This window comes from Enterobacter cloacae complex sp. 2022EL-00981 (genome assembly GCF_028737495.1).
GTDB lineage: Bacteria > Pseudomonadota > Gammaproteobacteria > Enterobacterales > Enterobacteriaceae > Enterobacter > Enterobacter cloacae.
Map to the genome: position 1 here is coordinate 101,258 of NZ_JAQZRK010000011.1, position 26,133 is coordinate 127,390.

The following is a 26,133-nucleotide window of genomic DNA, read 5'->3' on the forward strand; positions in this document are numbered from 1 at the left end:
CTACTTCTCCTCCACCGCTGGCACATCCGGCCATGCATGGACGACAGCTTTAATCAGCGTCGCCAGCGGAATGGCAAAGAACACGCCCCAGAATCCCCACAGCCCGCCGAAAATCACCACCGATAAGATAATCACCAGCGGATGCAGATTCACCGCTTCTGAGAACAGCACCGGCACCAGCAGGTTGCCATCCAGGGCCTGAATAATCAGGTACACCGCGAAGCAACTCCAGAACTCGGTGCCCAGGCCAAACTGGAACAGCGCGACCCCAACAACCGGAATGGTGACCACAAAAGCGCCAATATACGGAATAAGGACCGACAGCCCCACCAGCACCGCCAGCAGCAGCGAGTAGTTAAGCCCGAAGATCAGGAAGCCAATCCAGGTCGCGACCCCAACCACAATCATCTCCAGCACCTTGCCGCGAATGTAGTTGGTGATCTGCTGGTTCATCTCTTCCCACACCTGCCCGGCCAGCCCGCGATTACGCGGCAGAATACGCCGCACGGCGTTGAGCATCTGGTCTTTGTCCTTCACCAGGAAGAACACCATCAACGGCACCAGCACCAGGTAGACGGCGAGCGTAAGGAGCCCAACCAGCGACGCCAGGGAGTATTTCACCACCGAATCGCCCATGGTCATGATGCGGGCGCGCATGTTTTCGGCCATCGCATCGATGATCCCCGCGTCCATCAGCGCCGGATAACGACGCGGCAGCGTGGCGGCAAAATCAGAAAGCTTATTTAACATGCCGGGCATATCGCGGATCAGGTTGATCCCCTGCTGCCAGGCGACGGGCATGACCACAAACGCCATCAACAGCAGAATGCCAACAAACAGCACCAGCACGATGCTGGTCGCCCAGCGTCGGGAGCAACCGATATTTTCCAGCCGCGCGGTTGGCCACTCCAGCAGATAGGCCAGCACAATGGCCACCAGCAGTGGTGCCAGAAGGCCGCTGAAGAAGAACAGAATACCGAACCCGGCAACCAGAATAACCAGCAAAGCAATGGCTTCCGGGTCGCTAAACCGGCGCCGGTACCACTGCATTAACATTTCGAGCATACAACCCTTCCCTGAATCGAATGACGGGAGTCAGAAGGTGAATTGTATCTAACTGTCACAAAAAAGACTTTCGCTTTTTGTATCGCTGTCACAATCCGCAAAAGCCTGATGAATGGGATTTTCTTCATGCCACAACACGGCTACACTCGCAGGGCAGTGGAGATGAACGATATGCGGGTTCATCGGTCAAATTAGCACATCCAAAATACAGGACAGTGGTTATGTTCAGGCAGTTGAAAAAAACAGTGGTTGCGACACTGATTGCCGCCGTAACGGTCGGTCAGGTGTTGCCAGCTTTCGCTGACTCGTCCGATTCATTGCCGGACATGGGCACCACAGCAGGAAGCACGCTCTCCATTGGTCAGGAGATGCAGATGGGTGATTACTATGTTCGCCAGTTGCGCGGCAGTGCTCCGCTGATCAATGACCCATTGCTGGTGCAGTACATTAATGGTCTGGGGATGCGCCTGGTCGCGCACGCCAACTCGGTAAAAACCCCCTTCCACTTCTATTTAATTAATAACGACGAAATCAACGCCTTCGCCTTCTTTGGCGGTAACGTGGTGCTGCATTCGGCGTTATTCCGTTATTCCGATAACGAAAGCCAGCTGGCGTCGGTCATGGCGCACGAAATTTCCCACGTGACCCAGCGCCATCTGGCCCGTGCGATGGAAGACCAGAAACGCAACGCGCCCCTGACCTGGGTGGGTGCGCTGGGCTCTATTTTGCTGGCGATGGCCAGCCCGCAGGCCGGGATGGCCGCATTAACCGGCACGCTGGCAGGCACGCGCCAGGGGATGATCAGTTTCACCCAGCAAAACGAACAGGAAGCGGACCGCATTGGCATCCAGGTGTTGCAGCGCTCGGGCTTTGACCCACAGGCCATGCCCAGCTTCCTGGAAAAACTGCTCGATCAGGCGCGCTACTCGTCACGTCCACCCGAAATTCTGCTCACCCACCCGTTACCGGAAAGCCGTCTGTCCGATGCGCGTAACCGTGCCAATCAGATGCGTCCGGTGGTGGTGCAATCCTCACAGGATTTCTACATGGCGAAAGTGAGAACGCTGGGCATGTACAATTCCGGGCGCAACCAGCTCACCAGCGACCTGCTGGATGCCCTGGCAAAAGGCAACGTGCGCGAGAAGAACGCGGCGCAATACGGCCGTGCCCTGCAGGCGATGGAAGCCAGCAAATACGACGAAGCGCGAAAAACGCTGCAACCGTTGCTGGCCGCCGACCCGAATAACCCGTGGTATCTCGATCTCTCCACGGATATCGATCTGGGGCAGAAGAGACCTGCCGATGCGATTAACCGCCTGAAAGGTGCCAAAGAGGTGCGGACCAACCCGGTTCTGCAGCTTAACCTGGCGAACGCTTATCTGCAGGGCGGCCAGCCGGGTGAAGCGGCCACCATTCTGAACCGCTACACCTTCGACAATAAAGACGATCAAAACGGCTGGGATCTGCTCGCTCAGGCAGAAGCCCAGCTGGGCAACCGCGATCAGGAACTGGCGGCACGCGCCGAAGGATTTGCCCTGGTGGGGCGTCTGGATCAGGCCATTTCGATGCTCAGCAGCGCCAGTTCACAGGTCAAACTTGGCAGCCTGCAACAGGCCCGTTACGATGCGCGTATCGATCAGCTGCGCGCGCTACAGCAGCGCTTCAAGCCGTACGAAAAGATGTAAAAAGGAAGAAAATATGACTGACGCGGTAAAAATCTACCATAACCCTCGCTGCTCCAAGAGCCGCGACACCCTCAGCCTGCTGAAATCCAACGGCGTAGAGCCTGAAGTAGTGCTGTATCTGGAGACACCACCAGACGCGCAGACGATCCGCCAGCTCCTGCACATGCTGGGCATGGGAAGTGCACGTGAGTTGATGCGCCAGAAAGAGGATCTCTATAAGTCACTTAACCTGGACGACCCGCGTCTCACTGAAGCTGAGCTCGTACAGGCGATGGTTGACAATCCGAAGCTCATTGAACGCCCGATTGTGGTGGCAAACGGCAAGGCGCGCATCGGGCGTCCGCCGGAAGATGTGCTCGACATTCTTTAAGCCTCGCGCCGCAGCCCTTCCAGAAAGGCCTGCGGCGTACTTTCCCCCAGCTTTTTCTGCGCTTTACCCCGGTTGTAAAACTCGCACAAGGTCATCAATAGCGCCCCCGCCGGTTCCACATTCACCCGCGGAATAATATCGCGTAAGGGCACCATCACCTGAAGTGCACTGCAGGTACGTTGATGTGCCTTCACCGCAATGTCGTTAACAGCCAGCGTCGCCTCAAAACCAAAAGTCTCAATAGATTGTATAGCAGCCGGACACGCCGCCAGCACCTCCTGCGTCCAGGTATTCAGTCGTTGAGGCGACAGTCCCGCATAAAGCCGGGCATAGCACCAGCCGCTCACCGGCTCTCGCGCCCAAAGCAAATGCTGCTCCCCGCCGTCGTCCATATGCAGCGACAAAGGCAAATGGTGCAGTTCCAGTGCATGGGGCGTAATACCCGCTTTCAGCGCCTTTTTCCCCTGCAAGGGGGCCCCTTTTTGCTTTGCAGCGGCCGGTTTGAGATAGCGGTTCAGGGTGGCGCGGGAAACAGCGATCCCCAGGACGTCGTTGACCATAAGCAGCAGGTCATCCAACGGCGCGCCCAGGATGTCACGCAGGGCATTCACCAGCGCAACCTGCTCTTGTCTCATCGCTTTGTGTATCACTTTGGGCGCCGTATGGTTATCCGACACCTGGTCGCGATTGCGCCAGCGTCTGACGGTAGTGACCGAAATCCCCAGCTCTACGGCCAGCTCTCTGTCGCTCTTATCCGACTGTTGAAGATAACGACGGATGCGCGGCGTCGTGGTCGCATTGGCGTGCAGTTTGATTTCCATCGCAACAAACTCCAGAACTAATCTTATGAGATTTATAATACACCAGCGATTGCTTTGTGACCGATTTCACCTTTCGCTCGCCGCGCTTCACTGATAATCCCCAGAGATAACATAAACAACACCTCTCAATCTTGTACGGAGTTCACAATGAACAATGTTCTGGGATTTCTTGAAGCAAAACTGATGCCGCTGGCGGCCAAAACGGCCCAGCAGCGTCATCTTGGTGCCATTCGCGGTGCCTACGTTTCATTCATGCCGTTTATCATCGTCGGCTCTATCCTGCTGGTGATCTCCTCCTTTCCCAATCAAACCTATCAGCAGTTTATGTCTCAGGCGTTTGGGGAAAGCTGGAGCGCGATTATCGAAATCCCGTTCAACGCGGTGTTCTCGACCATGTCGCTGTTTATCAGCTTCCTGGTCGCCTATCGCCTGGCTGAACACTATGGCGAAGACCGTATCTCCTGCGGCATTCTGGCGCTGGTCGCCTTTCTGATCCTGACCCCTTTTATCAAAGTGGCGGAACAGGGTGGCATCACCGTCATGCCGGTAGAGTGGATTGGCAGTAAAGGGCTATTCGTGGCGATGATTGGTTCCCTGCTTTGGACGGAGCTGTTCTGCTGGCTGAAGCGCAAAAAACTGGTTATCAGAATGCCGGATGGCGTGCCGCCTGCGGTGCAGGAGTCGTTCGCGGCGCTGATCCCTGCCCTGCTGGTGATGATCCTGGTGCTGGTTATCCGCATCGGCTTTGAAAACACCCACTACAACACCATCCACCAGTTTATTTACGAGGTGGTGGCAACCCCGGTTCGCCACTACGGTACCTCCTATTTTGGCGCGCTGATGACGGTATTCAGCATCACCATTCTGTGGTCTGTGGGCATTAACTCCGGTTCGATGATCAACGGCATTATTCGCCCGCTGTGGATGGAGAACCAGACCGATAACATCGCCGCCATTCAGGCCGGCGCCACCCCACCGCACATTATTACCGAACAGTTTTTTGACATGATCTGGATGGGCGGCGCAGGGGCCACGCTGTCGCTGGTGATTGCGATGCTGATTTTCGCCCGCAGTAAAAACATGCGCGAAGTGGCACGCCTGGGCGCGGGGGCCTCGGTGTTTAACATCAACGAGCCGATTCTGTTCGGCCTGCCGGTGATCATGAACCCGATCATGCTCATTCCGTTCAATCTGGTGCCGCTGGTGCTGGTCACCGTGCAGTACGTGGCAATGAAAATTGGTGCGGTCGCCGTCACCACCGGGGTGTTTATCCCCTGGACGCTGCCGCCTGTTATCAGCGGTTTTATCGTCACCGGGCATCTCAGCGGCAGCATCATGCAGCTTATCAACCTGCTGATTGGCGCCATGCTGTATCTGCCATTCATGCGTATCGTGGATAAACAGTACCGCGCCGCGGAGATTGCCACCGTGACGCAAACCGACACCACCCTTGCAAAACAGGAGTAAAGCATGTGGGGAATTATCGCCACCTGGCGAATGGCGCTTGAAGGCGTCACCGAGTCGGCCTCTGCGCTGGCAGCAGGGAAACCGGTGGCTGCCGCGGTCGTGGATGCCGTTGCCGCCGTCGAGGACTTCCCGTTCTATAAATCGGTCGGCTACGGCGGGCTACCAACCGAAAATGGCGAGGTGGAACTGGACGCCGCCTACATGGACGGCGACACGCTGGCGTTTGGCGCCGTGGGAAATCTGGTGGATATCGCCAACCCGGTACGCGTGGCGCAGGCGTTAAGCCGCCAGCGCTATAACAGCCTGCTGGTCGGCCAGGGCGCACGCGAGTGGGCATTGAGCCAGGGTTTTGCCGACAAAACGATGCTCACCGACCGGGCCATGCAGCACTACCGCAAGCGCTGCCGGGAGACGCTGGATAAAGGCTTAAGCCCCTACGATGGCCATGACACGGTCGGGATTATCGGTCTCGACAAACAGGGATCCATGAGCGTGGCGACCTCCACCAGCGGCCTGTTTATGAAAAAGCGCGGCCGACTTGGCGATTCGCCGATCATCGGCTCCGGCTTCTACTGCGACAGTGAAACCGGCGCCGCCACCGCCACGGGCGTGGGCGAAGATCTGATGAAAGGCTGCACCAGCTACGAAATTGTTCGCCGCATGGCGCAGGGGATGTCTCCGCAGCAGGCGGCAGATTCCGTGGTGTTCGAGCTGGAAGACAGGCTGATGTCGCGCTTTGGCCGCGCGGGGGATCTCTCCGTGGTATGCATGAATAACAAAGGTGAATTTGGCGCCGCCACCAACATTAAAACGTTCTCCTTTGTGGTGGCGACGGCACGCCAGCCGCTGACCGTGTTTCGCGCCGAACGCCTGCGGGAAAAAACGCACTATCAGGCGGTGGATGATGAATGGATGCAGGCCTATGCCGCACGGATCCGCGCACCGATTGAGGAGTAATGATGATGACGTATCAGCTGATAACCGCCCTTTCTGACGTAAAACCACACGGCCACCTCATCGCCCGCAGCTCGTCTACGCTGTTGCCGGACACGCCACTGATTGCGGAAATGCGCGGGCAAGATGTCGTTGCCGACACCCGTTTTGGCTGTGCGCCTTTTGCGCGCATCACGCTGGTGCCGGATGCTCTCTGGCAGGATAGCCTTTCCGAAGGATTGCTTACGGCACTCCGTCCGCTGCTGACCACGCCCGTCAGTACCGACGTGGTCCTGGATGTCACCCACATTGACGACGTTGTGCTGCAACAGGTCCTGCGTTTTCTTTTTAATCAGTCGCACAGGCTTAGCGATCTGCAGCTGAAGAAAGCGGACGATGTCACTTTGCGCGTTGAGCACGTTACCGCCCTCTGCCTGCCAGAACAGCAGGCGCGGCTGGACGTTATCTTCCGCCAGCAGCTCGCCATTGGCCGTGGAATGGTCGCCGCACGCCGTCTGGCCGATATCCCCTCCGACCGCTGCACGCCGCAGTTTATGGTGCAGGAGGCGCAGACGCTGTGCGCGGCCTTCCCTGCCCTGCGCTGTGAAGTGCTGGATGAAAAGCAGATCGTTGAGCAGGGTCTGGGGCTGCTTCACGCCGTTGGCAAAGGCGCCTCCTGCCCGCCACGACTGCTGGCTATTCACTATGACGGTGTTTCTGACGGCCCGGTGCGCTGCTATGTTGGTAAAGGCATTACCTTCGATACCGGCGGCCTGTGGCTCAAGGATGGCGCGGGCATGTACACCATGAAATATGACATGTGCGGGGCAGCGAACGTGCTGGGGCTGATGCTGACCGTTGCAGAGCTGGCGCTCCCCGTGCGCCTCATGGGCGTGCTGGCGCTGGCAGAAAACGCCATCGGCCCGGACGCCATGCAGCCTGGCACGGTAGCCAGAGCCTGCAACGGCACCACGGTCGAAATCAACAATACCGATGCCGAAGGCCGACTGGTGCTGGCAGAGGCTATCGCCTGGACCAGCCAGCGCCATCCGCAGGCGCGCTACATTATCGATATGGCAACGCTGACAGGTGCGGTGGTCAAAGCGCTGGGATATGAGCTGAGCGGGTTGATGACCCAGGACGAGCCACTGCGCCAGGCGCTGACGCAGGCAGGAAAACAGAGCGGAGATGAAGTGTGGTCCCTGCCGCTGGATGCGCGGCTGAAAAAGCAGACCGACAGCGCCATCGCCGATCTGTGCAATACGCCGCCCAACAATGCGGCGATCAGTGCCTCGGCGGCGTGGCTGCTGCATCACTTCTGCCCGCCGACAATCCCGTGGGCGCATCTGGATATTAGCGGTACGGCGCTGTGGCGTGAGGGTGGCAGAAGCGTGGCCTCAGGGAGGCCGATTCCGCTGCTGGTGGAGCACCTGATGGGAGATCTCTAGCCGGGTGGCGGCTACGCCTTACCCGGCCTACTCGATCCCGTAGGCCCGGTAAGCGCAGCGCCACCGGGCAAAAAAACTCAAAGCTTCAGAATATCTTTCACAAACGGAATGGTGAGCTTGCGCTGGGCGGTAATGGAGGCGCGATCGAGTTGATCGAGCGTATCAAACAGCGTGCGCATTTCCCTGTCCAGACGCTTGAGCAGGAAGCGCCCTACGTCTTCCGGCAGTTCAAATCCGCGCAGTCTGGCGCGCAGCTGAAGCGCCTGGAGTTTGTCTTCATCTGACAGCGGTTGCAGTTTGTAGATTTGCCCCCAGTCGAGTCGGGAGGCCAGATCCGGCAGCCCCAGATTCAGCTGGCGCGGCGGACGATCGCCGGTGATCAGCAGCCGGGTTTTGCCCGACTCCAGGATACGGTTATAGAGGTTAAAGATCGCCATTTCCCACGGCTCATCCCCCGCCACGCATTCGATATTATCGATGCAGACCAGGGAGAGATGTTCCATTCCCTCCAGCACGTCAGGCACAAACCAGGTACGTTTATCCAGCGGTACATAGCCTACCGCATCCCCCCGCGCTGAAAGCTCAGCACAGGCGGCATGCAACAGATGACTGCGTCCCGCGCCTTCGCGTGACCAGATATAGATGTATCCGCTGTGATCCTGGCGCAGCACGTTCTGCAGTGCAGCCAGTAAAGAGGGGTTATCACCCGGCCAGAAACTCGCGAAAGTTTCGTCGTCAGGGAGATAGAGTGGCAGAGAGAGCTGTGCCGGTCCGTTCAGAAGTACCTCAACCAGATCTTACATAAAATCGGAACGGAGTTTAGCACGGAACCTGCCAGGAGAGAACCGGGCGGATCGTCCACCCGGTTTTACGATCAGTGTGACGCTTTTTCGCTTTCGTCAGCGTCCAGCACCACCTCTTCAGGGCGGATCACGGAAATCAGCTTGAAAATCAGGCTCAGGCCCACACCAACGATGGTCGCCAGCGCCATGCCTTTCAGCTCGGCCGCGCCGATGTGTACCTTCGCGCCGCTCACGCCGATGATCAGGATAACGGAAGTCAGGATCAGGTTCTGCGCTTTGCTGTAGTCCACTTTGGACTCAATCAGCACGCGAATACCAGATGCGCCAATTACGCCGTACAGCAGCAGAGACACGCCGCCCATCACCGGAACCGGGATGATCTGGATCGCTGCCGCCAGTTTACCCACGCAGGAGAGCAGGATTGCGATGATTGCCGCACCGCCGATAACCCAGGTACTGTAAACGCGAGTGATCGCCATGACGCCAATATTCTCACCGTAGGTGGTATTTGGCGTGGAGCCAAAGAAACCGGAGATGATCGTCGAGAAGCCGTTTGCAAACATCGAACGGTGCAGACCCGGGTCGCGGATCAGGTCACGTTTAACGATGTTCGCCGTCACCACAAGGTGGCCAACGTGTTCAGCAATAACCACCAGCGCGGCAGGCAGAATAGTGAAGATAGCAAACCATTCAAAGCGTGGCGTATAGAAGGTTGGCAGGGCAAACCAGTGCGCCTGAGCAATTGGCGTGGTATCGACAACACCCATCACGAAGGAGAGTGCATAACCCGCCAGCACGCCGATCAGGATCGGGATAATCGCCATAAAACCGCGGAACAGCACGGAGCCAAATACCGTCACGCCCAGCGTCACCAGTGAGATGATGATGGTTTTAGAGTCCGGCGACTGCCCATCAGCAGGCAGCAGGCCAGCCATATTCGCCGCCACGCCTGCCAGCTCCAGACCGATGACGGCAACGATGGCCCCCATCGCCGCCGGTGGGAACATCACGTCCAGCCAGCCGGTACCGGCCTTCTTCACAATGAAAGAGACCAGGCAGAACAACACACCGCACATGATAAAGCCGCCCAGCGCCACTTCATACCCCAGGGGCAACAGCAGCAACACCGGCGAGATAAAGGCAAAGCTCGACCCCAGATACGCCGGGATTTTACCTTTACAGATAAAGAGGTACAGCAGCGTCCCGATACCATTGAACAACAGCACGGTAGCCGGGTTAATGTGAAACAGGATTGGCACCAGCACGGTTGCGCCAAACATAGCGAACAGGTGCTGCAAACTAAGCGGGATAGTCTGTAAAAGCGGCGGTCTTTCACTCACCCCGATAGCACGGCGCGTCATAGTGTTTTCCTCTGAGATGGTTAGTTATGTGTGTTTTATTCAAAAAAAAGCCGACTTTCAAAGTCGGCTTATTTATCGTTATTCGATTATTTCGTACCAAAGATCTTATCGCCGGCATCGCCCAGCCCCGGGATGATGTACCCGTGCTCGTTGAGCCCCTGGTCGACAGACGCGGTGTACAGCTCCACATCCGGGTGTGCTTTTTCCAGCGCCGCGATCCCTTCCGGTGCCGCAACCAGCACCAGCACTTTGATGCTGCTGCAGCCTGCTTTTTTCAGCAGGTCGATGGTGGCAATCATTGAGCCGCCGGTCGCCAGCATCGGGTCAACCACCAGCGCCATACGCTCGTCGATGTTAGACACCAGCTTCTGGAAGTACGGAACCGGCTCCAGGGTTTCTTCATTACGGTAGATCCCCACCACGCTGATACGCGCGCTCGGTACGTGCTCCAGCACGCCTTCCATCATGCCAAGACCAGCACGCAGGATTGGCACCACGGTAATTTTCTTACCTTTGATCTGCTCAACCTGCACCGGGCCGTTCCAGCCTTCGATGGTCACTTTTTCCGTTTCGAGGTCAGAGGTCGCTTCGTAGGTCAGCAGGCTGCCGACTTCAGATGCCAGTTCGCGAAAACGCTTCGTGCTGATGTCATGCTCACGCATCAGGCCCAACTTGTGTTTAACGAGTGGGTGTTTCACTTCCACAATCTTCATTCTCTTTCTCCTCTGAGGTGGCATCCGCAAAAAAATCGCGGGATTATACCGCTTTTTTCGGATTAGGCCATACCCATCTTGCTTGACGTATATCAAGCAAAGTGATTTAGAGACAAAAAAAACCGGAGGCGAGACTCCGGCTTGGGTGCGGGGTTCTGCCCGGTGGCGCTGCGCTTACGTGTAGTGTAGGTCGGGTAAGCGTAAGCGCCACCCGACAATTACAGGTTGTCGCCGTTGCTCGCAATCACCTGCTTATACCAGTCAAACGACTTTTTCTTGCTGCGGTTCAGCGTGCCGTTCCCTTCGTTGTCTTTATCAACAAAGATAAACCCGTAACGTTTCTTCATCTCGCCGGTGCCGGCAGAAACGAGATCGATACAGCCCCACGGGGTGTAGCCCATCAGATCCACGCCATCTTCCACCACCGCTTTTTTCATCTCGCGGATGTGCGCCGAGAGATAATCAATGCGGTACTGGTCGTTCACCGTGCCGTCGCTCTCCTGCACGTCAATCGCGCCGAAGCCGTTCTCAACGATGAACAGCGGCAGCTGGTAGTGATCCCAGAACCAGTTCAGGGAGTAGCGCAGGCCAACCGGGTCAATCTGCCAACCCCAGTCAGATTTCTGCACGTACGGGTTGGAGACCAGACTCTTGCTTTCATCGTAATCCAGTTCCGGGTTGTCCGCCGTCGCTTTGGTGGCGAAGGACATGTAATAGCTAAAGCCGATGTAATCCACGCAGCCCTGCGTCAGCGCCACTTTGTCTTCTTCGGTAATGTCCAGCGTGAAACCACGACGCGCAAAGTAGTTAAGCAGATGCTGCGGATACTTGCCGCGCACGTGAACGTCGGTGAACCAGTAGCGACGATGCATCGCGTTCATCGCCATCATGATGTCGTCAGGCGCGCAGGTCAGCGGATAAATGGGGCACATGGCAATCATGCAGCCGATCTGCAGGGAAGGATTAATCTCGCGCCCGGCTTTTACCGCCAGCGCGCTGGCCACCAGCTCATAGTGCGCGGCCTGGAACATCACCGGCTCACGGTCTTCACCCGGCGCATACTTCAGCCCGGAGTTGGTAAACGGCGCAAAATCTTCGTGGAAGTTAGCCTGGTTGTTGATCTCGTTAAAGGTCATCCAGTACTTCACCTTATGCTGATAGCGCTGGAAGACCGCTTTTGCGAAGCGGACAAAGAAGTCGATCAGCTTACGGTTGCGCCAGCCGCCGTACTCGGTGACCAGATGATACGGCATCTCAAAATGCGACAGGGTGATAACCGGTTCGATGCCGTATTTGAGGCATTCATCGAAAAGGTCATCGTAGAATTGAAGGCCCGCTTCGTTCGGCTCCAGCTCATCCCCTTTCGGGAAAATACGCGTCCAGGCAATGGAGGTACGGAAGCATTTGAACCCCATCTCCGCAAAGAGTTTGATGTCTTCTTTATAGCGATGGTAAAAATCGATGGCTTCGTGGTTCGGGTAGTTTTTTCCTGGCAGCACGCCATCGGTGATTTCACGCGGCACGCCGTGGGCGCCAGCGGTCATAACATCGGCGACGCTTACGCCTTTACCGCCCTCTTTCCAGCCACCTTCCAGCTGGTGCGCGGCCACCGCGCCGCCCCACAGAAAACCTTCTTTAAATCCTGACATACTCTTTCCCTCATTCGATGTTGCTGATTGCTGACGGATACTGCTGTCTGAAGTGGTAAACCGCGCCGACAAGACCGGCCCGGTTGCCGTGGCTGACGACATCGGCGATATCCGCGATGCCAAACCACGCAAGATGGGTGCGAAGCAGATCCATAAACCCGGGCCGCTCCGCGATACCGCCGCCAATGAAGATGGTCTGCGGGTCGAACACATTCGCCAGGTTGTAGAGCCCTGTCGCAATGCCGTTAAGAAAATCATCCACCAGGCGGCGGCATACGGTGTCGCCTGCGTCATAGCCATCAAAAATGGCCTCGCCGGTGACGCTCTCAAGCGTCAGACCGTGAAAATCGGCATAGCGCTTGCGAAGCGTGCGTAACGTACAGTTTTCATTCATGGAGTGGCGGGCCACGCGCCGTGAGTCTGCCCTTTCCGTAAGCATGTAGCCGAACTCTCCGGCGCGAAAACGCGCCCCGTGAACCAGCCTGCCATTGCAGAAAATCGCCCCGCCGATCCCGGTGCCGATGGTCAGTACCAGAAAGTTATCGATATCCTTCGCCTTGCCCTGCTAGCGCTCCGCCAGCAGCACGCAGTTAGCGTCATTCTCGACGGTAACCGGTAAACCCGTTTTCGCCTCAAGCCAGCCTTTCATTGCGAACTGGTCGAAGCGGCGAATGGCCCCGCCCATCTCAATAAAGCCGGTATGCGGATTAACATACCCCGGCGCGCTGATGGCGATCCCCTTAAGCCCGGGATGGGCCGTTACCCAGTTCAGCATCTGCGCAAGAATGGCGTCACCGTCGCTGTTCCTGATGGCGGCCTTATCCGTTTGCAGTAGCTCTCCCTGCGCTGTCGCAATGCCCATTTTTAACGCGGTGCCACCGATATCAAATGCGGCGATGTTCATGGCCTTCATTCCTCCAAAATGAAACTGAAACCGGTTTCATTTCATGATGTTCATTCCCTGAACCGCATGCAAGCAGATCGCCGAAACCGGTTTCATTTTCGTGAACGGAGTCAAGTTTGCGCGCCGCCGGGGGCGGAGCAGAAAAAAAGATCCTCGCGCCGAGAATAGGCTCGCAAACGTTTGCCTGGACTGTTAGAATTGCGCCGATTTTTCTTACTAGCTATGCAATCGCGTGGGGACTTGAGCCGTGACCAACAAAACTTCTCTCAGCTACAAAGATGCCGGTGTTGATATTGACGCAGGTAATGCGCTGGTTGACCGAATCAAAGGTGTGGTGAAAAAAACCCGCCGCCCGGAAGTGATGGGTGGTCTGGGTGGCTTCGGCGCACTGTGCGCGCTGCCGCAAAAATATCGTGAACCTGTTCTGGTCTCGGGTACTGACGGTGTAGGCACAAAACTGCGCCTGGCGATGGATTTAAAACGTCACGACACGATCGGTATCGATCTGGTCGCGATGTGTGTAAACGACCTGGTGGTACAAGGCGCTGAGCCGCTGTTCTTCCTCGACTACTACGCGACAGGCAAACTGGATGTGGATACCGCGGCCAGCGTGATCAACGGTATTGCCGAAGGCTGTCTGCAGTCTGGCTGCGCGCTGGTTGGCGGTGAAACCGCAGAAATGCCAGGCATGTATCACGGCGAAGATTATGACGTCGCAGGCTTCTGCGTGGGTGTGGTAGAAAAATCAGAAATTATCGACGGCAGTAAAGTGGCTGATGGTGATGTGCTGATTGCGCTGGCCTCCAGCGGCCCGCACTCTAACGGCTACTCGCTGGTGCGTAAAATCCTCGAAGTAAGCGGTTGCGACCCACAAACCACCGAGCTTGAAGGTAAACCTCTGGCTGACCATCTGCTGGCACCGACCCGCATCTACGTGAAAAACGTGCTGGAGCTGATTGAGAACGTGGACGTTCACGCCATTGCCCACCTGACCGGTGGCGGCTTCTGGGAAAACATTCCGCGCGTACTGCCGGACAACACCCAGGCGGTAATCGACGAATCGTCCTGGCAGTGGCCAGCAGTCTTTAACTGGCTGCAAACCGCGGGCAACGTGAGTTCTCACGAAATGTACCGCACCTTTAACTGTGGCGTAGGTATGGTGATCGCCCTGCCAGCGAGCGAAGCGGATAAAGCCGTTAAGCTGCTGACGGACAAAGGTGAAAACGCGTGGAAAATCGGTATTATCAAAGCTTCCGATTCCGAACAGCGTGTGGTCATTGAATGAAAAACATCGTGGTGCTCATTTCCGGCAACGGAAGCAATTTGCAGGCCATCATTGACGCCTGCAAACAGAAGAAAATCAATGGCACCATTCGGGCAGTATTCAGCAACAAGGCCGACGCGTTCGGCCTTGAGCGCGCCCGGGAAGCAAACATTCCCGCGCACGCGCTGGAGGCCAGTCAGTTCGCCGGCCGTGAAGCCTTTGACCGCGAGCTGGTTCAGGAGATTGATGCCTACGCGCCGGACGTTGTGGTGCTGGCGGGGTATATGCGTATCCTGAGCCCGGCATTTGTCGGGCACTACGCCGGGCGTCTGCTGAATATCCACCCTTCGCTTCTGCCGAAATACCCCGGCCTGCACACCCATCGTCAGGTGCTGGAAAACGGCGATGAAGAGCACGGGACCTCGGTGCATTTCGTGACCGATGAGCTGGACGGCGGACCGGTGATCCTGCAGGCGAAAGTCCCGGTCTTTGACGGCGACACCGAAGACGACATCACCGAACGGGTGCAGAGCCAGGAACATGCCATTTATCCACTGGTGGTCAGCTGGTTTGTCGACGGGCGGCTGGCGATGCGCGACGGTGCTGCCTGGCTGGATGGCGTGAAACTACCCCCGCAGGGTTACGCGGCCGAAGAGTAGTCTGTTCTGTCGGGTGGCGCAGCAGCGCTTACCCGACCAACAAAGCGCATTACCCGATATTCCCTTCTCCAACCTTCTAAAATCTCCAACAAAAAAATAACTGTCATACTTTTCTGGCACTGTTGGACATATCGTGGAAATGCTCGCCATAATAAGGACGAGACGGATTTACCACGTCCTGTGATTGAACTGGAGTGTGAGCTGTAATGGGTCAGGAAAAGTTATATATCGAGAAAGAGCTAAGCTGGTTAGCATTCAACGAACGCGTACTCCAGGAAGCGGCGGACAAAAGCAACCCGCTTATTGAGCGCATGCGTTTTTTGGGCATTTATTCCAACAACCTTGATGAGTTCTACAAGGTTCGCTTTGCCGAGCTGAAACGGCGGATCATCATCAGCGAAGAGCAGGGCTTAAACTCTCACTCTCGCCATCTGTTAGGCAAAATTCAGTCCCGCGTGTTGAAAGCCGATCAGGAATTTGACGGCCTCTATAACGAGTTGCTGCTGGAGATGGCACGCAATCAAATCTTCCTGATTAACGAACGACAGCTCTCCGTTAACCAACAAAACTGGCTGCGCCACTACTTTAAACAGTATCTGCGCCAGCACATCACCCCTATTCTGATCAACCGCGAAACCGATCTGGTGCAGTTCCTGAAAGATGACTACACCTACCTGGCGGTGGAAATTATTCGCGGTGAATCCATCCGTTACGCGCTGCTGGAGATCCCGTCCGACAAGGTGCCACGTTTTGTGAACCTGCCGCCGGAAACCCCACGCAGACGTAAACCGATGATCCTGCTGGATAACATCCTGCGCTACTGTCTGGACGATATCTTCAAAGGCTTCTTCGATTACGACGCGTTAAACGCCTACTCGATGAAGATGACCCGTGACGCCGAATATGACCTGGTGCACGAGATGGAAGCCAGCCTGATGGAGCTGATGTCCTCCAGCCTCAAGCAGCGTCTGACGGCCGAACCGGTGCGCTTTGTCTATCAGCGTGATATGCCAGACGCGATGGTGGAAATGCTGCGCGACAAGCTGACTATCTCGCGCTATGACTCCATCGTGCCGGGCGGTCGTTACCATAACTTTAAAGACTTTATTGGCTTCCCGAACGTCGGCAAAGCCAATCTGGTGAATAAACCGCTGCCGCGCCTGCGTCATCTCTGGTTCGATAAGTTCCGTAACGGTTTCGATGCCATCCGTGAACGCGACGTCCTGCTCTACTATCCGTATCACACGTTTGAACACGTGCTGGAGCTGCTGCGTCAGGCCTCCTTTGACCCGAGCGTGCTGGCAATCAAAATCAATATTTACCGCGTGGCGAAAGACTCCCGCATCATCGACGCGATGATCCACGCCGCGCACAACGGCAAAAAAGTAACCGTGGTGGTTGAGCTGCAGGCACGTTTCGACGAAGAGGCCAACATTCACTGGGCGCGCCGCCTGACCGAAGCGGGCGTACACGTCATCTTCTCTGCGCCTGGCCTGAAAATTCACGCCAAGCTGTTCCTTATTTCCCGTAAAGAGGGTGACGACGTGGTGCGCTATGCCCACATCGGTACCGGGAACTTCAACGAGAAAACCGCACGAATTTATACCGACTACTCGCTGCTGACCGCCGACGCGCGCATCACCAACGAGGTGCGTCGGGTGTTCAACTTTATTGAGAACCCGTACCGCCCGGTGAGCTTCGATTATCTGCTGGTGTCACCGCAGAACTCGCGCCGCCTGCTGTACGATATGATCGACAAAGAAATTGCCAACGCCCAGAAAGGGTTGTCCTCCGGCATCACGCTGAAGCTCAACAATCTGGTCGACAAAGGACTGGTGGACAGACTGTATGCCGCGTCCAGCTCTGGCGTTCCGGTCAATCTGCTGATCCGCGGCATGTGCTCCCTCATCCCGGAACTGGAAGGTATCAGCGATAATATTCGCGTCATCAGCATTGTCGACCGCTACCTGGAGCACGATCGGGTCTATATTTTCGATAATGCGGGAGATAAACAGGTCTATCTCTCTTCGGCAGACTGGATGACGCGCAATATTGATTATCGAATTGAAGTCGCAGCGCCGCTGCTGGATCCGCGCCTGAAACAGCGTATTCTCGACATTATCGAGATTCTGTTTAGCGACACGGTGAAAGCGCGCTATATCGACAAAGAACTCAGTAACCGCTATGTACCGCGCGGCAACCGCCGCAAAGTGCGGTCGCAACTGGCGATTTACGACTATATCAAATCACTCGAGCAACCCGATTAACCTATGCCGATAAATGATAAGACCCCACGACCACAGGAATTCGCCGCGGTCGACCTTGGTTCTAACAGTTTCCACATGGTCATCGCCCGTGAGGTGGATGGCGCGCTGCAGATCATCGGTCGTCTGAAGCAGCGCGTACACCTGGCAGATGGTCTTGATGAACGCAGCATGCTCAGCGAAGAGGCGATGGAGCGCGGCCTGAACTGCCTGTCGCTGTTTGCCGAACGCCTGCAGGGCTTCTCACCCTCCAGTGTCTGCATTGTGGGAACGCATACCCTGCGCCAGGCGCTGAATGCCCCTGAATTCCTCAAGCGTGCGGAAAAAGTGATCCCCTACCCCATTGAGATCATCTCCGGTAACGAAGAGGCGCGTCTGATTTTTATGGGCGTTGAGCACACGCAGCCGGAAAAAGGCCGCAAGCTGGTGATTGATATCGGCGGCGGCTCCACAGAGCTGGTCATTGGCGAAGACTTTGAACCGCGTCTGGTGGAAAGCCGCCGTATGGGCTGCGTCAGCTTTGCGCAGACGTATTTCCCGGGCGGCGCGATTTCGCGGGAAAACTTCCAGCGGGCGCGCATGGCCGCCGTTCAGAAGCTGGAAAATCTGGCCTGGCAGTACCGTATCCAGGGCTGGAACGTCGCGCTGGGGGCCTCGGGCACCATCAAAGCGGCCCATGAAGTGCTGCTGGCGATGGGTGAAAAAGACGGTTTTATCACCCCTGAGCGCCTGACGTTGCTGACCGAAGAGGTGCTGAAACATAAAAGTTTCGACGCGTTAAGCCTGCCGGGTCTTTCCGACGAGCGTAAAGCGGTGTTTGTACCGGGGCTGGCTATCCTGTGCGGCGTATTCGATGCCCTGGCCATTAAGGAGCTGCGTCTCTCTGACGGCGCGCTGCGTGAAGGCGTGCTGTATGAGATGGAAGGCCGCTTCCGCCATCAGGATATTCGCAGCCGTACCGCGCAAAGCCTGGCAAACCAGTACAACATCGACCGCGAACAGGCGAAGCGGGTGCTGGAAACGACCGTTCAGATGTACGATCAGTGGCAGGAGCAGAATCCGAAGCTTGCCCATCCGCAGCTTGCCGCCCTGCTGAAATGGGCCGCGATGCTGCACGAAGTGGGGCTGAACATTAACCACAGCGGCATGCACCGTCATTCCGCCTACATTCTGCAAAACAGCGATTTGCCGGGCTTCAACCAGGAGCAGCAAACCATGATGGCGACGCTGGTGCGCTATCATCGCAAAGCCATTAAGCTCGACGATCTGCCGCGCTTCACGCTGTTCAAGAAAAAGCAGTTCCTGCCGATGATTCAGTTGCTGCGTCTGGGCGTGCTGCTGAATAACCAGCGTCAGGCCACTACCACGCCGCCCACGCTGAAACTCAAAACGGATGACCATCACTGGACGCTGAGCTTCCCGCACGACTGGTTTAGCCAGAATGCGCTGGTTCTGCTGGATCTGGAAAAAGAGCAGCAGTACTGGGAAGCGGTCACCGGCTGGATGCTCAAAATCGAAGAAGAGAGCGCCGACGTCGCGGCGTAACGGCTCAGGCGTCCGTCAAGGACGCCTCTGCCTCCAGCAGTGAATCAAGTGCCTCCGGCCGACCTATCAGATAGCCCTGCACATAGTCGATACCGAGCGCGTGAACCGCGCTACGTATCTCTTCGGTCTCCACATATTCCGCAACCACCAGCATCTTTTTCATTCGCGCTAAATGGCAAATAGAGGCCACAATCTGGTAATCCAGGCTGTTGCTGACGATATTGCGAATAAAGCTGCCGTCAATCTTGAGGATGTCTGCGTCCACGCTTTTCAGCCGCGCATAGCTTGCATAGCCGGTACCAAAATCATCTATCGCAATGCGTACGCCCATTTTTTGTAGCTGCCGGAGGGTATGCATCGCCTGCTCCGCGCTGCCGAAGGTACTGCACTCGGTCACCTCGAAGATCAACTGCCACGCCTCCACGGCGTATTTATTCAGCAGACGGCTCACCTCCAGCGGGAACTGAACCCGACAAACGGTTGAGGGCGCAAGATTAATGGCAAAGCGCTGGCCGGGCAGCCTGTCACGGTGTTCGGCCAGGAAGCGCAGCGTGCGCTCCAGCACCCACAAATCGACCCGCGACGACAGGCCAAACTCCTGAGCGACGGGCAGGAATCGATCGGGGGTAAGTAATGCGCCGTCCGCATCCGGCATCCGCAGCAGCACTTCATGATAGCGATCGCCACGCAGGCCACGAACGGGCTGCGCCAGCAGGGTGAATTCGTTGTTGTCGAGCGTCTTTTGCAGGCGGCTCATCATCGCGATTTTATCCTTCAGGCTGCGCTGCAGATGGACAGCACCACGCTGCTGAAGGTTTTCCGGGTGGTTGGTTGAGAGCGACAGATCGGCAATAACCCCTAACTCCCCCAGCACCAGATAGAGATGGTTCACGGGTGAGCGTACATAGCAGTAACTCATGCCCACCTGCGGCTGAAGCGGCATGCCATCCCAGATAAAACGGAACTGTTTGATATGCTCATCCAGCGTCTCGATTCGCTGCTGGTGCGATTCCGCGTTGAGTCGCACCGCCAGATCATACCCGGTAAGGTGATACACCCGCTCATTGGGCTGGAGTGTGCCATTAACCCACTGTGCCAGCTGCTGTTTGTACAAAATTCGCAGCAGCACGCCATAATTTCGGCCCAGCACTTCCAGTTCAGGAATACGCAGTAAACAGAGCGCCGACCACGGGTTCCGGGCCAGATCGCGTAACAACGCCCGCAGGTTAGGCATATGGACAACCGGGTCGAGGAGCGCCAGCCTGCGGGAGCGCTTATTCACGGCACGCTGGCGGGTTGACAGCATCGACATATAGACCACCACAAACGAGAAGACCAGGTAGCTGGAAGAAGTGATCGCCAGTTGGATGTCGTAGCCCTGATTCACAGGGATATAACGGTAAAAATAGTGAATAGAGACCAGCAGGACCGGCGTCCAGATGAGGAATGCCAGCCTGTAACCAAAGCGCATCGCGCCCCAGAGCATCACCGGCATCAGGAGCGACAGCGTGTAGTTAGTGGTGAAGATAGAGCTGTTCTCATTCATTGGTATCAGCAGCAACAGCAGCAGCCCGCCCAGTATGATCAACCAGACCAGAAACTCGATGAACGTCACCTTTTTATCGATCTGCGCGCGGCTCTGAGAAATCAATGCCCTGAAGTAACGCGGATGGCGAATCAGCCGGATTATCAGGTAACTCAGCGGTACGCCCGTTAAGCCGCTGACCAGCAGCGCCTGATAGTTGATCAGCGTGTGAATATTAAGCGGGTTCAGCCCCGCCAGGCTCTGGCGACTCTCATACACGCCCAGATAAACCGCAAACTGAAACAGCACCAGAAACAGCGTTGCCGGACATAACACCTGCCAGAAAATGCGCTGCGCCATCAGCCGTATATCGCCGTAAGCCGTCATATTGCGTCTGGGGGCAAAGACGCGATAACCGCCCCAACTCAGCACTAAGGGAATAATAAAATGGAAGATCCCGGCAACGGTTTCAAACAGCCCAACTTGCGGGTAATAGCGAATAAACAGCGACAGCACTATTCCGGGAATAGCCCCAACGCCGAAAAACAGCATTAAGGTGAGCAGGAAAAAGAGCGGCAGATAATAGAGTGCCACAATGCCGTCGCCCAGTTGCGTCAGGGTATTGGCCGCGCTCAGCACGGGCAGCAACATCACCGGTAAAATAAGCGGCAGCGCCCACCAGCGGTCTTTATTCTGTTTCAGGAAAGCAATAGTGTTCATAGATGCCCGGTTAAACCCCTTTCTCCTGAGGGAAAATGAAGACAGGCATCCGACCTGACGTACGTGCTGCCCGCTAACACCCGGGGCAAACAGTATGGAGGAGGGATTTTAAATACCACTGCGGGGAATCCGTTGACTTAAATCAAACTATTTAATTCAAAATTTCCTTTCCTCTGTTTTTTTCCGGTTAATTTTCTTCGTGTTATCAATATCGTAAATGCAATTATTATTTTTAATAACATCGGTTAATGTATATGTTGACGGTTATTTACACATCGCAGAATTGACCCACCCTTCCCGCTGTGCCTTAATATCCGCGTCGCCCAAAAGGGTATGTCCAGGAAAAACACAGTGAGTCAGGCCACACGTATGCGAAAACGACATCGATTTAACACTCGAATGACCCGCATCATATTGCTAATCAGCTTCCTGTTTTTCTTTGGCCGCTTCGTTTATTCCTCCATTGGTGCCTGGTATCACCATCAGGACAAACTCCAGTCGCAGCAAACCAGCCTGAACGTCGATACTGCCGATCGCTAATTCACCGGTGGGTTTTGTATTATCCGAATAATGGCCGCGATCCCTTTGCTGAGGATCTTATCCTGACGCATCACAACAGCCAGCTGCCGCTGCAATACGGGTTCAAGCGACATGACGCTTAGCCCTTCGCGGTCAGCGGCATGTTCAACCGCCATTCGCGGTACAATGCTATAACCCAACCCCGCGCGAACCATCCGTTTGATGGCCTCAATGCTGCCAAGCTGCATCACTGGCGCAATCGCTAACCCACATGCCGCAAACCAGCCATCTATCAGCGCGCGGGTGCCACTGCCGGATTCAAAGGCAATCAGCGGCTGAAGGTGCAACGCCTCAGGGGTTAAACGCGAAAATCGCTCCTGCTGCATAAGCGAGGCAATAAAAACAAACTCTTCGTCCATCACCGTCACGACGTCCAGACTTTTACCACTGACCGGCAGGGTCACCAGCCCCAGATCGAGACGGTTTTCTTCTATCGCCCTGACAATGTCGAGGGTGTTGCCCGTGGTTACCCCCACTTTCAGGAGTGGGTAGTCGCTGCGTAACTGCTGCAACAATGGCGGTAAAAGATGGATACAGGCCGTTGCGCCACTGCCAAGCGTCACGGTGCCGCTCACGTCGTGGCTGAACTCACTCACGGAACGAACCGCTTCATCTACCGCCTGCTGAATACGCTCTTCGTGGAGCAGCAGAGCCTGTCCGGCAGGTGTAGCCTTGATGCCGCGCCCGGTTCGTTCTACCAGCCGCGTTTGCAGAAACTGTTCCAGCTGACGTATTTGCAGACTAACGGCGGGCTGGGAAATACCGAGCAGATCCGCTGCAGCCGAAAAGCTGCCGCGCTGGATCACCAGACGGAAGGTCGCGAGATGTCCCAGATTGAGCGTCGTCATGCAAAGTTTCTCTTATACGGGTCATAAAGATACGGCACTGCCAGCACAATACCGCGCCCGTTATGCTCAGGACAACTGAATAACGGAATGAAAACTCATGGAAACACCTGCACTTCCCCGCCGTCTCGCCCTCACCGCCGGTTGTAATCAACTTATCAACTGGGGGATCTCTTTTTATATGCCCGGCACTTTTGCCCTCGCCATTATCGCCGACAGGGGATGGACATCGCCCCAGCTCTATCTCGGCCTGACGCTGGCGATGCTGGTGATGGCCGCCGTCTCCCCTTTTGTCGCCCGTCTGCTGGCACGCTTTGGCGGGCAAAACGTGGTGATGAGTGGAACGCTGCTGATCGCCGTAAGCTGCGCGGGGATGGCATACACCCAAACCCTTTTCGGCTGGTACAGCGCCTGGCTGGTGACCGGTATCGGGATGCGCCTGTCGCTCTACGATGCGCTATTCGCCGCGCTGGTAAACCTGTATGGACAGCAGGCGCGAAAAACGATCTCACGCATTACGCTGGCAGGTGGGCTGGCGTCTGCTGTTTTTTGGCCGCTGGGAGAGACGCTGCTGAAGGTGATGAGCTGGCAGCATGCGCTGCAAATTTACGCTCTTTTTGGACTGCTGAGCGCGGTATGCATTCGAACCCTCCCCCAACAGCGTCTGGCGATTACCCTCAGCGTAAGTGCCCCCATCCCGGCCGGTGAACGGCGTAACGGCTGGCTTTACGCAACGTTTATCGCCCTCATTACGTTTGTCTCTAACGGCACATCCACCCACCTGCCGGAGTTTATCGCCAGCGTCGGCCTGCCGATCGCCCTCGGCATGCTGTGGGGACTCGGCCAGACGGGGGCGCGCGCAATCGAGGTCATGGCGGGAGCCCGCTCAACCCCACTCTCCCTTACACGCTTTACCGCCCTCGCGATGCCGCTCTGCTTTCTTCTTGGGCTAAGCAGTACCCTGTATGCCTGGTGTGCTGCCGGATTTGTGCTGGGCTATGGCGCCATCAACGGGCTGGTGACAATCGTCAAAGCCACGCTACCGCTGGCGCTGTTCAGCGCTGAAAGCTATGCCCGGCGCACTGGTTTGCTTCTGATCCCCGCACAACTGATGGCAGCAGCGTCGCCGTTTGCATACGCATGGCTTAACAAAACGCTGGGGATCGCGGGCGCTATGTGGGTTTCTACCGGGTTAACGCTGGTGATTGCCGGGCTGGCAATCGCCATTTTACGCCGTTCGGGCACGCAGAATGTATCACACTGTATCGAGAACGCCCCGCAGACAAGCCGGTACAAAAAGCCGCCCGCAGCAAACATCTCTGATACATAAAAATGGTCTTCTGTGTTCGTTATCACTATGAACCGATAAGGAGACACAGATGATTCGCCGATATTTATTGCTCCCGGCCCTGGCCGTGGCATCGGTCAGCTCCTGGGGGGCACCACTGGATAATCTCAGCGCCGCCGACGTCAACGGTCCGGCTGCCGTTGCCCCGCTTGAGCAGCCCCAGCCACCCGCCAGGCTGATTGTCGATCCGCCGCTGGCAGGCCCGCTGAGTAAGGGGGCTGTCTTTATTCAGTACCGTGTTGAAAACCTGCGCATTGAACCTGTCTTTGGGCCCGACGCGCTGAAAGTCACTCCGCGCATCGGCCATATTCACGTTGTGGTGGATGACGCGCCCTGGCACTGGGCGGACACCAGCGGTGAGCCGGTGATTCTGGTGGGACTGCCCGCCGGAAAACACAAGGTGACCATTATTCTGGCCGACCCGACGCATAAGCCTCTCGACCATAAAACCCTTGAATTCACCGTGCCGCCGCATGCGCCGGTCCACCATTTCTGAGGAGCCTGAAGATGAAAACATTATCGATACTGACGGCGGGTCTGCTGGCGATGTCGGCCAGCGCCTTTGCGCAGAGTGAAACCAGCGTGGTGCTGGTGCATGGCGCCTTTGCCGACGGCAGCAGCTGGAACAAGGTGATTTCCCTTTTGCAGAAACGCCACACCGAGGTTATAGCCCTCCAACTGCCGCTGACCTCACTAAAAGATGATGTAGCAGCCACCCGGCGCGCCATCGCTCGCGCACACGGGGACGTGGTACTGGTAGGTCACTCCTGGGGCGGCACCGTGATTAGCGAGGCCGGCAACGATGCGCGGGTGAAATCACTGGTGTATGTGGCGGCGTTCGCGCCGGACGCCGGTCAGTCAACGGCAGAGCTGGCGAATAGCTACCCGGCGCCACCGGGGAGCGCCGGTATCGCAAAAACCGCGGACGGCTTTTTATACCTGCCGCCTGCGTCGGTCAGTAAGGACTTCGCACCGGATGTGAAACCGGGTGAACAACAGATCATCGCCGCCACGCAGGGGCCAATAAAGGGCGATGCGTTTGGCGAAAAAGTCACTCGCGCGGCGTGGCACGCGAAGCCGAGCTGGTATGTGGTAAGCAAGAACGACCGGATGATCAATCCTGAGCTTGAACGCGCGATGGCGAAGGCCATCCACGCGAACACCACCGAGGTCGCGGCGAGCCACGTATCGATGGTGAGCCAGCCGGAAGCCATTGCCCGCACGATTGAGCAGGCGAGGCAGATGCGCTGAAGACAATTCGACCAGCGGCGCTGTGCTTGCGCGAGCCAACGGTTTCGTAGGTCGGGTCAGCGCAGCGCCACCCGACAAGAAAGGCCGCTTCAGCCCCCATTCTCTGCGGGATAATCCCGGTTAATCCACGCGTGGTCCTCTTCCCACGTGAACATCCATTTGCGCACTGGCCCGGCCATCACGTTGAGATAGTAGCTGTCATACCCCGCCAGGGTTGCCACCGGGTGGTAGCCCTTCGGCACCATCACCACGTCACGGTTGTAGACCGCCATGCATTCATCCAGCGTTCTGTCGTCAGTGTAGACCCGCTGCATGCAGAACCCCTGCTCCGGGTTGAGGCGATGGTAATAGGTCTCCTCCAGATACGTCTCCTGAGGCGGATTATCCGTGTCGTGCTTATGGCTCGGGTACGAGCTGGTGCAGCCTTCGTTGGTCCAGACCTCCACCACCAGCAGGCTGTCAGCCGGTTTGTCTTCCGGCAGAATGTTGTGCACATAGCGCTGGTTATGGCCTTTGCCGCGCGCTTCAGCGTCGATATCCTGCGGTGCAATCAGCCGCGTCGGCCAGCTACCTTTACCCGGAGCGGCACAAACCGCCAGTTCCAGCTTCGTGAGCGCCTTCACCTGCACCGTCTCCTGCGGGGTAACGTACACCGCCCACGGCTTGATGCGCTCGAACGGGCTCATCCGCTCGCCAATATCGTTAAACTGCGCGGAAGGCGTGCTGATGGAGGCGCGCCCGGCCACCAGCACCAGACAGCGCTCTTCGCTGACGGCGGGTAGCGTCAACTGCTGCCCCTCCTGCAACTCATAGGCCTCAAAGCCAACATATCCCCACCCGGCGCGTTCCGGCGTGACGGACTGGGTCCGCCCTTCAGCGTTCGGCTGTTGCCAGCGTGATAGCAGACGTGACAT

Annotated in this window: 22 protein-coding genes and 1 pseudogene; 13 read left to right on the plus strand and 10 right to left on the minus strand. The window is 56.8% G+C overall.

Annotation, left to right across the window (positions count from 1 at the left end; translation table 11 throughout):
* Positions 1 to 1,065 (minus strand): AI-2E family transporter, encoded by a 1,065-nt coding sequence (locus tag PUZ33_RS11905; RefSeq protein ID WP_013098230.1) that lies wholly within the window; start codon positions 1,063 to 1,065, stop codon positions 1 to 3.
* 221 nt (positions 1,066 to 1,286) lie between these two features.
* Here PUZ33_RS11905 and bepA point away from each other — a divergent pair, with 221 nt between their 5' ends.
* Both bepA and arsC read left to right on the plus strand, forming a co-directional pair.
* A complete protein-coding gene (gene bepA / locus PUZ33_RS11910) occupies positions 1,287 to 2,750 on the plus strand; it encodes a beta-barrel assembly-enhancing protease (RefSeq protein ID WP_013098231.1) in 1,464 nt (487 codons plus the stop codon).
* Positions 2,751 to 2,763: 13 nt separating this feature from the next.
* Positions 2,764 to 3,120: an arsenate reductase (glutaredoxin) gene (gene arsC / locus PUZ33_RS11915; protein ID WP_013098232.1), complete on the plus strand. Its 357-nt coding sequence runs from the start codon at positions 2,764 to 2,766 to the stop codon at positions 3,118 to 3,120.
* On the opposite strand, the gene PUZ33_RS11920 is transcribed toward arsC, so the two are convergent.
* Entirely contained in the window at positions 3,117 to 3,941 is an 825-nt protein-coding gene (locus PUZ33_RS11920; RefSeq protein ID WP_058680689.1) for a hypothetical protein, read from the minus strand. The genes arsC and PUZ33_RS11920 overlap by 4 nt on opposite strands.
* 147 nt (positions 3,942 to 4,088) lie before the next feature.
* On the opposite strand from PUZ33_RS11920, the gene celB reads away from it, so the two are divergent.
* The 3 genes from celB to PUZ33_RS11935 are packed head-to-tail and all read left to right on the plus strand — an operon-like array spanning position 4,089 to position 7,789.
* Positions 4,089 to 5,408, plus strand: a complete 1,320-nt coding sequence (gene celB, locus PUZ33_RS11925) for a PTS cellobiose transporter subunit IIC (protein ID WP_058680688.1) — start codon at positions 4,089 to 4,091, stop codon at positions 5,406 to 5,408.
* A gap of 3 nt (positions 5,409 to 5,411) precedes the next feature.
* Positions 5,412 to 6,365: a N(4)-(beta-N-acetylglucosaminyl)-L-asparaginase gene (locus PUZ33_RS11930; RefSeq protein WP_023620392.1), complete on the plus strand. Its 954-nt coding sequence runs from the start codon at positions 5,412 to 5,414 to the stop codon at positions 6,363 to 6,365.
* Positions 6,366 to 6,367: 2 nt separating this feature from the next.
* The gene (locus tag PUZ33_RS11935) at positions 6,368 to 7,789 is read left to right on the plus strand and encodes a leucyl aminopeptidase family protein (protein WP_058680687.1); all 1,422 of its coding nucleotides are present in this window, start codon (positions 6,368 to 6,370) and stop codon (positions 7,787 to 7,789) included.
* A gap of 77 nt (positions 7,790 to 7,866) precedes the next feature.
* Here the strand turns inward: PUZ33_RS11935 and PUZ33_RS11940 are convergent, their stop codons facing one another.
* From PUZ33_RS11940 to bglK, 5 genes and pseudogenes are all read right to left on the minus strand, one after another.
* Entirely contained in the window at positions 7,867 to 8,568 is a 702-nt protein-coding gene (locus PUZ33_RS11940) for a DnaA inactivator Hda (protein WP_211944493.1), read from the minus strand.
* Positions 8,569 to 8,663: 95 nt separating this feature from the next.
* Positions 8,664 to 9,953, minus strand: a complete 1,290-nt coding sequence (gene uraA, locus PUZ33_RS11945; protein ID WP_013098238.1) for a uracil permease — start codon at positions 9,951 to 9,953, stop codon at positions 8,664 to 8,666.
* An 86-nt stretch (positions 9,954 to 10,039) separates the two neighbouring features.
* Complete coding sequence (upp, locus tag PUZ33_RS11950) at positions 10,040 to 10,666, minus strand: uracil phosphoribosyltransferase (protein WP_003860560.1); 627 nt, start codon at positions 10,664 to 10,666, stop codon at positions 10,040 to 10,042.
* 218 nt (positions 10,667 to 10,884) lie between these two features.
* Complete coding sequence (locus PUZ33_RS11955) at positions 10,885 to 12,315, minus strand: 6-phospho-beta-glucosidase (RefSeq protein ID WP_058680686.1); 1,431 nt, start codon at positions 12,313 to 12,315, stop codon at positions 10,885 to 10,887.
* Positions 12,316 to 12,325: 10 nt separating this feature from the next.
* Positions 12,326 to 13,219: pseudogene (bglK, locus tag PUZ33_RS11960) on the minus strand (beta-glucoside kinase BglK).
* 247 nt (positions 13,220 to 13,466) lie between these two features.
* On the opposite strand from bglK, the gene purM reads away from it, so the two are divergent.
* From purM to ppx, 4 genes are all read left to right on the plus strand, one after another.
* A complete protein-coding gene (purM, locus tag PUZ33_RS11965) occupies positions 13,467 to 14,504 on the plus strand; it encodes a phosphoribosylformylglycinamidine cyclo-ligase (protein ID WP_013098241.1) in 1,038 nt (345 codons plus the stop codon).
* Entirely contained in the window at positions 14,501 to 15,142 is a 642-nt protein-coding gene (gene purN / locus PUZ33_RS11970) for a phosphoribosylglycinamide formyltransferase (protein ID WP_020689985.1), read from the plus strand. Before purM ends, purN begins: the two co-directional genes overlap by 4 nt.
* A gap of 206 nt (positions 15,143 to 15,348) precedes the next feature.
* Positions 15,349 to 17,409, plus strand: coding sequence for a polyphosphate kinase 1 (ppk1, locus tag PUZ33_RS11975; RefSeq protein WP_013098243.1), 2,061 nt, complete (start codon positions 15,349 to 15,351; stop codon positions 17,407 to 17,409).
* A gap of 3 nt (positions 17,410 to 17,412) precedes the next feature.
* Positions 17,413 to 18,951, plus strand: a complete 1,539-nt coding sequence (ppx, locus tag PUZ33_RS11980; RefSeq protein ID WP_058680685.1) for an exopolyphosphatase — start codon at positions 17,413 to 17,415, stop codon at positions 18,949 to 18,951.
* Positions 18,952 to 18,955: 4 nt separating this feature from the next.
* Here the strand turns inward: ppx and PUZ33_RS11985 are convergent, their stop codons facing one another.
* Positions 18,956 to 21,196: a bifunctional diguanylate cyclase/phosphodiesterase gene (locus PUZ33_RS11985; RefSeq protein ID WP_058680684.1), complete on the minus strand. Its 2,241-nt coding sequence runs from the start codon at positions 21,194 to 21,196 to the stop codon at positions 18,956 to 18,958.
* A gap of 369 nt (positions 21,197 to 21,565) precedes the next feature.
* Between PUZ33_RS11985 and PUZ33_RS11990 the strand changes: the two genes are divergently transcribed.
* Positions 21,566 to 21,736, plus strand: coding sequence for a YfgG family protein (locus PUZ33_RS11990; protein ID WP_028027964.1), 171 nt, complete (start codon positions 21,566 to 21,568; stop codon positions 21,734 to 21,736).
* Here PUZ33_RS11990 and PUZ33_RS11995 read toward each other — a convergent pair.
* Entirely contained in the window at positions 21,733 to 22,623 is an 891-nt protein-coding gene (locus tag PUZ33_RS11995; protein WP_062676709.1) for a LysR family transcriptional regulator, read from the minus strand. The two genes, PUZ33_RS11990 and PUZ33_RS11995, sit on opposite strands and share 4 nt — an antisense overlap.
* A gap of 97 nt (positions 22,624 to 22,720) precedes the next feature.
* On the opposite strand from PUZ33_RS11995, the gene PUZ33_RS12000 reads away from it, so the two are divergent.
* The 3 genes from PUZ33_RS12000 to PUZ33_RS12010 are packed head-to-tail and all read left to right on the plus strand — an operon-like array spanning position 22,721 to position 25,219.
* A complete protein-coding gene (locus PUZ33_RS12000) occupies positions 22,721 to 23,950 on the plus strand; it encodes an MFS transporter (RefSeq protein WP_058680682.1) in 1,230 nt (409 codons plus the stop codon).
* Positions 23,951 to 23,999: 49 nt separating this feature from the next.
* On the plus strand, positions 24,000 to 24,464 hold the full coding sequence (locus PUZ33_RS12005) for a DUF6130 family protein (protein ID WP_014832874.1): 465 nt from the start codon (positions 24,000 to 24,002) through the stop codon (positions 24,462 to 24,464).
* An 11-nt stretch (positions 24,465 to 24,475) separates the two neighbouring features.
* Positions 24,476 to 25,219, plus strand: coding sequence for an alpha/beta fold hydrolase (locus PUZ33_RS12010; RefSeq protein WP_058680681.1), 744 nt, complete (start codon positions 24,476 to 24,478; stop codon positions 25,217 to 25,219).
* 89 nt (positions 25,220 to 25,308) lie between these two features.
* Here the strand turns inward: PUZ33_RS12010 and iolB are convergent, their stop codons facing one another.
* Positions 25,309 to 26,133 (minus strand): 5-deoxy-glucuronate isomerase, encoded by an 825-nt coding sequence (gene iolB, locus PUZ33_RS12015; protein ID WP_058680680.1) that lies wholly within the window; start codon positions 26,131 to 26,133, stop codon positions 25,309 to 25,311.